This window comes from Cupriavidus sp. CPT47-8839-RL05A (assembly GCF_058792255.1).
The window spans coordinates 162,968-173,385 of sequence record NZ_JBYTEG010000017.1 but is presented as its reverse complement, the minus strand read 5'-3'; the positions used below and the strand labels follow the sequence as shown (position 1 = coordinate 173,385).

7 protein-coding genes are annotated in these 10,418 nt (G+C 65.7%); 1 reads left to right on the top strand and 6 read right to left on the bottom strand.

From position 1 onward, the window contains the following. Positions 1 to 483: 483 nt before the first annotated feature. Positions 484 to 1,344, bottom strand: a complete 861-nt coding sequence (locus tag AC3WVS_RS21375) for a LysR substrate-binding domain-containing protein (protein WP_492320261.1) — start codon at positions 1,342 to 1,344, stop codon at positions 484 to 486. A 107-nt stretch (positions 1,345 to 1,451) separates the two neighbouring features. On the opposite strand from AC3WVS_RS21375, the gene AC3WVS_RS21370 reads away from it, so the two are divergent. Next, positions 1,452 to 2,747 carry a DUF3422 family protein gene (locus AC3WVS_RS21370; protein WP_492320260.1) on the top strand — a complete coding sequence of 432 codons (1,296 nt, stop codon included), beginning with the start codon at positions 1,452 to 1,454 and terminating at the stop codon, positions 2,745 to 2,747. Between the two features lie 17 nt (positions 2,748 to 2,764). Here AC3WVS_RS21370 and AC3WVS_RS21365 read toward each other — a convergent pair whose 3' ends face one another. From AC3WVS_RS21365 to AC3WVS_RS21345, 5 genes are all read right to left on the bottom strand, one after another. After that, positions 2,765 to 3,676 (bottom strand): ATP adenylyltransferase family protein, encoded by a 912-nt coding sequence (locus AC3WVS_RS21365; protein WP_492320259.1) that lies wholly within the window; start codon positions 3,674 to 3,676, stop codon positions 2,765 to 2,767. A 15-nt stretch (positions 3,677 to 3,691) separates the two neighbouring features. Next, positions 3,692 to 5,296 carry a GMC oxidoreductase gene (locus AC3WVS_RS21360; protein ID WP_492320258.1) on the bottom strand — a complete coding sequence of 535 codons (1,605 nt, stop codon included), beginning with the start codon at positions 5,294 to 5,296 and terminating at the stop codon, positions 3,692 to 3,694. Beyond that, complete coding sequence (locus tag AC3WVS_RS21355; RefSeq protein ID WP_492320257.1) at positions 5,293 to 7,176, bottom strand: preprotein translocase subunit YajC; 1,884 nt, start codon at positions 7,174 to 7,176, stop codon at positions 5,293 to 5,295. The genes AC3WVS_RS21360 and AC3WVS_RS21355 overlap by 4 nt, the downstream gene beginning before the upstream one ends. 208 nt (positions 7,177 to 7,384) lie before the next feature. Next, complete coding sequence (locus tag AC3WVS_RS21350; protein WP_492320256.1) at positions 7,385 to 7,849, bottom strand: (2Fe-2S)-binding protein; 465 nt, start codon at positions 7,847 to 7,849, stop codon at positions 7,385 to 7,387. Next, on the bottom strand, positions 7,818 to 10,142 hold the full coding sequence (locus AC3WVS_RS21345) for a xanthine dehydrogenase family protein molybdopterin-binding subunit (RefSeq protein ID WP_492320255.1): 2,325 nt from the start codon (positions 10,140 to 10,142) through the stop codon (positions 7,818 to 7,820). Before AC3WVS_RS21345 ends, AC3WVS_RS21350 begins: the two co-directional genes overlap by 32 nt. Positions 10,143 to 10,418 lie beyond the last annotated feature (276 nt).

The following is a 10,418-nucleotide window of genomic DNA, read 5'->3' as shown; positions in this document are numbered from 1 at the left end:
CGCTCACTCTCAGAAAACTGACTGACCAGATCCGAAGATCCAGTCACGTTTTGCTGTGCGAGCACTGTATAACTTGTAAAGCTAAAAGACCGAAGTCTTCCGCATCCGTTATCAAGCGCCCACACTTATCGGTTGTTTGATTGTTAAAGAGCCCGCCCTTTCGGGCCGCATCCGGCTTTGCCGTTTGCGTTGCTGCGTTTTGTCTGCAGCGGAGAAACGAGACCATAAAGAAGTTCCTGCGATTAATCAATCATTTTCGAGAAATTCTTTATCCTGGGAGGCTCACTCTTGCGAGTCGAGTTAATCCTGGCAAGTCTCCTTGCCAGTCTTTCCCAGCCCCGCTGCGCGGTGCCTTGCGAACGAGGGGGCGAATATTAATGCCTGGATGCCTGCCTTGCAAGCGTTTTTGAAAAGAACTTCGAAGAGCCTCTTTTGTCACTTGATCACGCCGACCAAGACCTGCCGACGAGGGCAATCGCCACATTAAGCTTGCCAGCGCTGCAACTCGGACAGGATCTGTTCAGCGAGGAAGTCGCAAGGCGGCCGCTTCGACTTTGCACTGCGCGCCAGCACCAGTTCCAGCCCGGCTAGCTCGGGCAGCCCGTGGGCCTGGCCAAGGATGGTGAAATGCGCCGGGACTGCACATCGCGCGAGCGGCGCCACTGCCAGTCCCGCTTCGACCATGCTGAGCAGGCCGAGCAGGCTGGGACTTTCATAGGACATGCGATAGGCGATCCTGGCCTGCTCCAGGCTGCGGATCGCAATGTCGCGGGCGACGCTGCCCGACTGGAACACGGCAATGGGCAGCGGCCGCTCGTTCCAGATTTCGTGCGCCCCCGGCGATGCGGCCCACACCATCGGTTCCAACCGGATGAACTCGCCGGACAACCCCTTCACTCGCGTTGCGCAGACCAGGTCGACCGATCCGTCCTTGACCATGGGCGCCAGGGCCACGCTCGGCAAGCCAATGACCTGGATCTCGACCTTGGGGTAGGTCGCCGAGAACTTCTTCAGGATCGCGGGCAGCAGGGATGAGGCATAGTCGTCCGGCATGCCGAGCACCACGCGCCCGGTCACGTCGGGGCGGACCACGGCCGCCCAGGCCTCGTCGCGCAGGGCCAGCATGCGGCGCGCGAAGCCCAGCAGTACTTCGCCTTCCAGGGTCAGCACCACGTTTCTCGGCTTGCGCACAAACAGTGGCTTGCCCAAAGCCTGTTCGAGCGCCTTGATCTGCATGCTGACCGCCGACTGCGACCGGTGCACGAGTTCCGCTGCACGGGAAATATTGCCCGTATCGGCAACCGCCACCATCATGGCCAGCACATCGAGGTCAAGCGCTTTCATTGGTATCAGAAAAACTGAAGCAACAGATCAATATTACGCGTTTTTCTTAATTATTGGCCCTCGGGCATACTGGCCAAAAACGTTGACGACCTATGCCACAGCCGATCATGGACCACCCCTTGCGCGACAGCCTTGCGCGCGAACTGCATGCCCGCCCCTTCCTGCGCATCGGCGGCTCCGCCTCGCTGACGCACTTCGCCATCTATGCCGACGGCGATACCGCCGTTCACCATGCCTTGCTGGCCTCCTTGTGCCGGCTGACCGGGCAGGAAGACCCGGCCGACGGCGTGACCCACTATTCAGGACGATGGGGCGATGACAAGCAACTGAAGTGGGAGCGGCACACCGAGTTCTCCACCTTCACGTTCGTGGCGCGCCGTGGTGACGCGGACTACTTCTCCGACCTGGCCACCTCCCATATCCCGGCCGACTGGTTCGACAGCTTCGCCGGCAAACGCCTGGTGGCGCTGCGCATGGAACTGGTCTCGGGCGAGGCCGCGGCCCATGCCCGCGACAACGTGAGGCAATGGATCGACGGCCCCATCCTGGCGGGCAGCCACGTGCTGGGCGGCGGTGAGGTGTTCTGCGACTGGACCATCCCGCCCGACGGCTTTTCGCGCTTCCTGGTCATCGACAACGGCTTCCGCGAAGTGCAAGGCGGACGGCTGCTGCAGCGGCTGTATGAAATCGAGACCTACCGGATGATGGCGCTGCTGGCCTTGCCGGTGGCGCGTGACCTGGGCCGCAGCGTGGACAACCTGCAGCGTTCGCTCGCGCCGCTGATGCGCAGCATGGACACCAGCCAGGGCGGCCGCCACGATGCCGAGTTGCTGGGGCGGCTGACGCACCTGGCGGTCCGCATCGAGGCACTGGCGGAATCCGGCAACCGCTTCAGCGCGTCGCGCGCCTACGAGAAGCTGGTGCTGGCGCGCATCCAGGAATTGCGTGAAGAGCGCATCGAAGGCATACCGACCATCGCCGAATTCATGGAGCGCCGCTTCGCGCCTGCCATGGAGACGTGCAGGTCGGTCTGGGCGCGGCACGAGCAGTTTGCCGGCCGCGTGGCGCGCGCGCTCGACCTGCTGCGCACGCGCGTCAACCTGGCGCAGGAGCAGGACACCACGCGCCTGCTCGAAGGCATGGACCAGACCGCGCGCAGCCAGCTGCGGCTGCAGCACGCGGTCGAAGGCCTGTCGGTCGCGGCCATTTCCTACTACGTGCTGTCGCTGGCGGGTACGGGGCTCAAGGCGCTGCATGCGGTGCACCTCCCGCTGGACCCGGAACTGATCAAGGGCGTGCTGATCCTGCCAGTGGTGCTGCTGGTGCTGCGTGCAACCCGGCGCAGCAAGCATGCCGGGCAGAAAGCGGCCGCGCGGCAGCCGGCTGCGAATCAGGCCGCGTAGGGTCGCGTCAGGGGCAGCTAGGCGGCTGCCCCGCCCTGCCCTGCGGCTGCCGCCGCTCGCCGCAGGAGACGCATCGGGCCAAGGCCCTCAATGGTCCGCATCTGCGCTGCATCCCGGACGAAAAGCGAACCGGCGAACGCCAGGGCATTGACCGATATGCCTTCCACGCACTCCCCGGATCTTGGCACCAGCAACAGCCCTGCGGACATGACCAGCAGGTTGTACGGCGCCGACTGGTGCAGCCCGCCCTCGACACCGACCGCCCGCACCCCAACCGCATCAAGCAGCGCGCGGTAGCGCTCGCACGCCGTGCGCGCCACCTCTTCGACGGGTGCAGCAAACAGATCCAGCGGCGCGAACGCATGCGCGAATGCCAGGCCGGGAACGGTACCGATGGCGCCGGCGATCCGCGCCGACGCCAGCAAGGGGTCAATTGGCAGCGCCGGGCCACCCTCGGCGAACGGCAACGGCACGATCTGCAGATGTTTGTGGGCCTGGCTCGCTCCCGCGGCGGCCCCGCCGTTGTAGAAACCCAGGCTCGGGAACTCCGCCATGCAAGCCAGCAGCGCTTCAAAGTCAGCCACGGTCAGCAGGCATTCCTGCGGTTCGAAGCGCCGGGTGACGATGAGCAGATGATGCGCGATGACATTGAACTTGTTGAGCAAGGCTACATGGGTGTCGGAGATATCCGCAACAAACAGTTCCGGGTCATAGGGCAGGAATGGATTGCCCCCGGCGCTGCTCGTCGTGTGTGCCTTGTCCTTGCGAGCCAGGCTCGATACCTGGCGGACCAGAAACCGCATGCCGCCGTCTTCGATCGCCACCTGGGCAGTTTCGATCGGGCACAATGCCCCGCTCTGCTGGGCGTGCGCCGTCCGGTGCAAGACAGCCGGCCACAGCGTGCCGGATTGAAGGTGTCGATGGTCCATGGTCGGCGAGGAGATTCAATCCTGCTCGCGCAAGAGCATCGCCACATTGCGCTCCGCGAGCGCCGCGATGGTGCGCGAAGGGTTAAGGCCGAGCGGACGCGGGACGATCGCACCGTCCATGACATACAGTCCCTGGTAGCCAAATACCCGGCCCCATGCATCGACGACTCCGTCCGCGGCGGAGGTCCCCATATTGCAGCCGCCCAGCGGGTGCGGCGTGATCAGGTTGTGCCACCGTCGCCAGGTGAGCGGCACCCACGGATCTCCGCCAGTCGCTGCCGAGAGCTGCGTATGGGCTGCAATCATGGCCTCGATGACGGCCACCGAGGCCTGATAAGACCAGTCGAGCCGCAGCACACGGCGCCACGGTGCGTACCACGTGCGGCCCAGCCTCAGTTGGCCATCGCCAGGGTCCACGCCTTGCCCGAACCAGGGCATCATCTGCTCGACCGGGTCGCCGTCGTCAAACAGTCCCCCGACCTCCTTCCACACGGCGCGCAGCTTGCGGGAACGCGTTCGCTTCATATGGCGCCGAATGAAGTTGCCTGCGAGATTAGGGATTCCGCCGTCCTCCACGAAGAGCGCCTGTCCGTTCGGGCCGCTGTGGTCCAGCAGGTCGATCGCGGCGGAGATGGTTACGCCATGAGACGGAGAGATCGTCCTGTGGGCATAGTAGGCCGGCGTCACGAAGTCGCCATTGTGCGCCCAGCCATGTCCCAACCGCGGCGAAAGCCCGGGCAGGGTGCGATGTTCGTCCCGACAGCGCAGCAGAAGCTCGGTGCTGCCGATAGAGCCGGCGGCCAGTATCACCCTGGCGGCCGTGACTGTGCCAGGGCTCGTCGTTTCGTTTGCCGGATCGATCTTCCTGAAGCCTACGCGCCAGCCCTGCTGCAGGGGCTCCAGCCGGTCTACCAGGTGCAACGGAAGAATTTCGGCGCCATTGTCTTCAGCCACCGCCAGGTAATTCAGGTCCAGCGTATTCCTGGCCGATACCTGGCACCCCACGTCACAGTTGCCGCAGTGAACGCAAGTGCCTTGCAACCTGCCGTGCTGGTTCAGGAATGTCTGTGAATGACGGTCATCGCGGGGGTCTTGCCGTGTGGGATCCCAATGCTCGGAAAACGTCACCGCCAGCGGCAACTTGCGGAAGCGCCCGCCCCATCCGCAGGCTTCCGCGCCCTCGCGCAACAGCCGCGTCCGCTCGCTCAACTGGTTATCCGGCACTTCGCTCACCGCGAGCATGCGCCCGACCTCCTCATAGTGGGCCTGCAGGCCGGCATAGGTAACCTCTTTCGGCCAGCCCTGCTGGAACGCTTCCGGCTTGGCTTCCACGGAAACGTTGGCATAGATCAGCGAGCCGCCGCCGACCCCGGCCCCGGCGATGACCCATACGTCGGAGAAGGTCCGGATATCGGCCCAGCCATTGAAGCGGTTGGCGCGCTCCTGGTTCCACAGCCAGGGGTCGCTCTCGTCGCGCGGGTAAGTCGCGGGGCTCCAGCGCCGGCCGCGTTCCAGCACCAGCACTTTGCGGCCGGCCTGCGCCAGCCGGCAGGCCGAGACCGCGCCACCGAAGCCGCTGCCGATGACGACGACGTCGTAGGCAAGCGTATTGCCCATCATGACGCTCCCTGTCGTTGGATGATGATTGGCTTCTCCTCGATCATCCGCACCGCCTCCGGCGGCGATACCTGGCCGTCTGCAGGCACGAAGCGAGGGCCGGCCGCGCCGGGTTGCGCGCGCACGCGCCAGGTGCTGTTGACCTTCGCCAGTTGCTTGACGCCCTCGCCCAGCTTCCAATGCCGGCAGACCTTCTCCAGCTTGAGCGGGTAGATCGTCAATTGCCCACCCTCGAACCGCATCCGCAGGAAGCATTTGTAATCGGCGATGCGCTGGGAGGAGAACACCTCCTCGGGGTGCAGACGCCACAGGGCATTGCCCAACACCATCCAGACCCCAAACAGCAGGCCGCCGAGGGCGCCGCCCAGCAGCATGGCCTCGACCAGAAACAGCAACACGGGGGGCGCGTTGTCCGCGCCAAAGACATGGAAGTTGAGGCGCAAGACGAGCCATAGCAGCGCGACCGCCAGTGCCAGGTGCAGCAGCCCGTGCAACCCGCCGACAACGCACGCGAGCCGGACGCCGCGCCTGACATCCCTGGTCGACAGCGCAGCGCAAGTAAAGACAATGGCCGCTGCGAACACCACCGACGCCGGACTGTGCGCCATGACCCGGAACAGTTGATGGAACACCTCGCCGGTATTCCCGAATGTCATTTCGAGGCCGGCCAGCCTGTCGACGAAGCTGCGTTGATCGCGCCCGGGAACAGATACCAGGCTCGCGCTTTGAATGATCCAATCGAACAGCAAGTACAGGACCGCCACCAGCGCACAGAACGAGAGGTTGCGCGCAGGCAGCTGCCACGCACGATTGCGCAATTGCCGGGAGACCGCCTGTTCCGGATACGCTGACTTCAGCTCGTAGAACTGTCTGGCCGGGCCCACGACGATAGGCCTCGGCGGATCTGGCAGCAGGTGCGTGCCGTGAAGAAATGCGCCGCCGCCTCCGCAGGTGATGCGATGCGGTCCCGCCGTGCCCGCTCGCGGCACGTAATGCGCGTAGTGGTGCGAGTTGCCGGCCAGCACCAGCGCGAGCCGGTCGCCCAGCATCCCCTCGATCTCGCTCAGGCTCCGGAAGCGCGGCGTCTTGGCCTCGATCGAAGGCACGGCCCGCCGCTCGCCGCGGCGCACGCGCTCCATCTCGTCAATCCAGCTGGCCTCCGGCGCGCACAATACGACGCGGTCGCCAGGCTGCAGCGCCGTGTGCATCTTCTGGAAGTACTCGCGCTGCGGTCGGTCGATTTCCGATTCCAGTTGCAGGTCCAGGCCCCAGATCCACCAGCCGTCGGGCAACTGCAAGGCATAGTAGCCAGTGCGCTGGCGTGTCTCCCAGCCGCCCACTGGCTTGCCGCTGCAGAACAGGCGGGCAAAGCCACGCAGGCCATCGTACCAGTCGTGATTGCCAGGCGTGGCGACCATCCACGGCGCATCCGGCAACTTGATCGGCTGGTCACTGTATACGGGGTGTGCGGTCTCGACCGGCGCAGGGAATGCCGCCCGGAAGGGATCGACGAAGCGGGTCCGATAGCCCTCATGGGCAGGGGTCGGATACACCTGGTCGCCACCCAGCAGCAGCACCTTTGCCCGCGGCAGCGTCACGCCTTGGTCGCGCAGCGTCACCGCGTGACTGACGCACAACGCCATGGAGTAGGTCGAGTCCCAACCGTCGCCGGTGTCGGCCAGATAGTCGACCCAGACACCGCCGTGTTCGTCAGCGGGCACCGGCAGCGGTGGATTCGGATTCAGCGTGGTGAGTGCCGCCTGCACCATGCGCTGGTCGGCAAAGGCGCCGATTGCCATCGCCACGGCAACGCGCATGGCGGTGAACGGCAGCTGTAGCGGGCTCAGCCAGTTCACCATGGTTCTCTGGGTGTAGAGTTCCATGCGCCCGGTCGCGGCAGGCGCGGAAGCGATCGTCGCGGAGCCGGCAGCATCGGCCGCAGCTTGCGAACCACCCGGATATAGCGACTCTGGTGCTGACCCGGAATGTTTCATCGCCTTCCCCCTAAGACTTCCAGCTCGCCAGCAAGGATCGGGGCACTCGCGCATGTTTGCGCGAGTGCCAGCCGTTTCCAATGCCCCCCCTACGCCCTCACCCCCTCAACATCCCCATCGCTTCCGCAATCGCCCTTCTGATCCGTGTGTACGTGCCGCACCGGCAGATCACGCAGCTCATCTGGTCGGCGATCTCCGCCTCCTTCGGATTCCGGGTGCGCTTGAGCAGCGCGCTCGCCGCCATCAGTTGCGCGCTCTGGCAGTAGCCGCACTGCACCACCTCGTGCTTCAGCCAGGCCGCCCGCAGGGCGCTGGCCTCGGGGCCGTCGAGTCCTTCGATGGTGACGATCTTCTTCCCTTCCATCTCGCTCGCCTGGTGCTGGCACGACAGCAGCATCTTGCCGTTGACATGCACCGCGCAGGCGCCGCACACCCCCACGCCGCAGCCGAACTTGGTGCCCGTCAGCTTGAGCTCGCAGCGCAGCACCCACAACAGCGGCGTGCAGCCGTCCGAGCGGACGTCGACACTCTTACCGTTGACACTGATCTGATGGTCTGGCATCGCAGGCTCCGGAAGGCGGCAGGGTCTTCATTAGCGGCAGGTCGCGCAGGCGCTCGCCGGTCGCATGGAACAAGGCGTTCGCCACCGCCGGGGCGATCGGCGGCGTGGTGGATTCGCCCACGCCCTGTGGCGGGCGCGTCGAAGGCATCACGTGTACCTGGATGTCCGGGCAGTCTCGCAGGCGCATGGCCGGAAAGGCGGTGTAGTAGTCCTCCTTCACCTTGCCTCGCTCCAGCGTGATCTTCTGCCACAGCGCTGCCGACAGCCCGAACACAATGCCGCCCTCGACCTGCTGCTCGATCAGGGTCGGGTTGACCGGCATGCCGCAATCGATGGCGCAGAACACGCGATCCACGCGGACCTGCCCCATGTTGCCTACCGACACCTCGGCGACCTGCGCCACCACGCTGCCGAACGACTCGTGCAGGGCCACGCCGCGCCCCACCTTCACCACGCCAGGTTGCTTGCGCAAGGGCTGGCCCCAGCCCGACATCTTTCTTGCCTGCTCCAGCACCGCGCGCTGGCGCTCGCCCCTGAGCAGGCTCATGCGGTAGTCGAGCGGGTCCACCCCGACTGCCACCGCCAGTTCATCGACAAAACTCTCCATGAAGAAGGCGTGGTGCGAATGCCCCACCGAGCGCCAGTAGCCCACGGGGATGGCGAGGTCCACGGTCTGGTGGCCGACCCACACGTCCGGCCAGTCATAAGCCTGGTCGAAGGCGCCCTCCGCCGTGGACTTGTCCAGCCGCGACAGGAAGATGTCGGGCAGGCCGAAGTTGCGCTTCGCGACGCCCTCCAGCACTGACTGGCTGGCCGAGATATTGCGCACGGCGATGACCTTGCGTTTTTCGTCGAGCCAGGCCTCGAAGCGCGACACGCTGGCCGGACGGTAGAAGTCATGCCGCATGTCCTCGGGGCGCGACCAGATCGTCTGCACCGGCACGCCCTTGCGCTTGGCGGCAATGGCGGCCGCCTGGCAGATGAAGTCGACTTCGAGCCGGCGCCCGAAGGCACCGCCGATGAACTGCTGGCGCAGCTCGACCTTGTCCGTGTCCAGCCTGAGCGTCTTCGCCACGCAGCGGCGAGCCAGCCCGGGCATCTGCGTGGCAGCCCACACGATGGCGCGGTCCTCCTGGACCAGCACCGTGCAGTTGACCGGCTCCAGCGCGGCGTGAGCGAGATAAGGCGCCGAGTACAAGACCTGGATGGCGGGCTTGCCCTGCTTCATGGCGCGCCCGTTGCCATGCTCGTGCCAGACACGTGGGCCGGAAGCGTCGAGCGCCTTCACCAGCGTATCGCGGATGCCGTCGCTCGACAGCTTCGCCGCCTCACCCTCGTCCCACTTGCACTGGACCTTCTCCACCGCCTGCATCGCGATCCACGCATCGCTGGCGATCACCGCCACGCCGCCGCTGCCGCCATGCAGCGGAGCGAGCGTGACCAGGTCGAGCACGCCGGGCAACTTCTTTACGTCGTCGGGCGGGGATCCCTGCAGCGTGCCGCCCAGCGTCGGACACATCTGCACGCTGGCGTAGACCATCGCGTCCGCCACCACGTCGATACCGAAACTGGCTCTGCCGTGGAGCTTGGCAGGGGCATCAAGGCGCGCCGCGCGGGTGCCGATGAGCCTGTAGCTGGCAGGGTCCTTCAGTTCGACCTTGCGTGGCAAGGGCTCACGCGCGGCTGCGGCGGCCAGTTCGCCGAAGGTGGCACTGCGCCCCGACGGATGCACCACCTTGCCGGCCTGCGCGCGGCACGCTTCGGCCTTGACGTCCCACTGCTTCGCCGCTGCCGCGCACAGCATCATGCGCGCGGCGGCGCCGGCCTCGCGCATCGGATTCCACAGGTCCCTGATGCTGGTGGAGCCGCCGGTGAACATCAAGCCCACCTCGCGCACGCCCTTGCGCGTGAACCATTCGGCGGCGCGCCTGGGCCACCCCTTGTCGTCCGGCCGGAACGGCAGGTTGGCGACCACGCCCTCGATGTTGTTGTACAGGTTATCGATAAGCGACGGCTCGACCCGGATCTGCGACCAGTCGGCCTCCATCTCCTCGGCCAGCAGCATCGCCGCGCCGGTATGCACGCCCTGCCCCATCTCGGCCTTGTTCATGACCACCGTGACGGTGTTGTCGGACGCCACCTTGACCCAGCCGTTCAGCGCAAACTGCCCGTCGCGCGCTGCCAGCGGCTCGCCGCCCGCCAGGCGCTGGCGCGGCGGCAGCCAGGCCCATCCGATCACCAGCGCACCGGCAGCGCCCGCACCGCCGAGCAGGAAGGCTCTGCGCGTCAACATGGCAAGACTGGCGGATCGATCATCATGGAAGGCCCCGTGCCGCCGATGGCATGGCCTATATTAGGTCGGGAAGTGCCGCAGCGCGAATGCGAGCACGTGGCTGGCGCTATCGCGCAACACCCGACATGGCCATGCTGCGCTGATACCCCCAGCAGTCGCAGGTCGAACTGCTCCGTGACGGGTGCCCGCGTTCCGGCAGATCCTTGAGCTTGAGAACAAGCACCTGATCGACTTCAACGGACCGTGCCGCAGCCCCATCCATCAAGCAATTCCCCA

Excerpts from the sequence above, each read along its gene's own strand:
- AC3WVS_RS21375 (WP_492320261.1), bottom strand. The coding sequence starts at position 1,344 with ATGAAAGCGCTTGACCTCGATGTGCTGGCCATGATGGTGGCGGTTGCC.
- AC3WVS_RS21370 (WP_492320260.1), top strand. The coding sequence starts at position 1,452 with ATGGACCACCCCTTGCGCGACAGCCTTGCGCGCGAACTGCATGCCCGC.
- AC3WVS_RS21365 (WP_492320259.1), bottom strand. The coding sequence starts at position 3,676 with ATGGACCATCGACACCTTCAATCCGGCACGCTGTGGCCGGCTGTCTTG.
- AC3WVS_RS21360 (WP_492320258.1), bottom strand. The coding sequence starts at position 5,296 with ATGATGGGCAATACGCTTGCCTACGACGTCGTCGTCATCGGCAGCGGC.
- AC3WVS_RS21355 (WP_492320257.1), bottom strand. The coding sequence starts at position 7,176 with ATGGAACTCTACACCCAGAGAACCATGGTGAACTGGCTGAGCCCGCTA.
- AC3WVS_RS21350 (WP_492320256.1), bottom strand. The coding sequence starts at position 7,849 with ATGCCAGACCATCAGATCAGTGTCAACGGTAAGAGTGTCGACGTCCGC.
- AC3WVS_RS21345 (WP_492320255.1), bottom strand. The coding sequence starts at position 10,142 with ATGTTGACGCGCAGAGCCTTCCTGCTCGGCGGTGCGGGCGCTGCCGGT.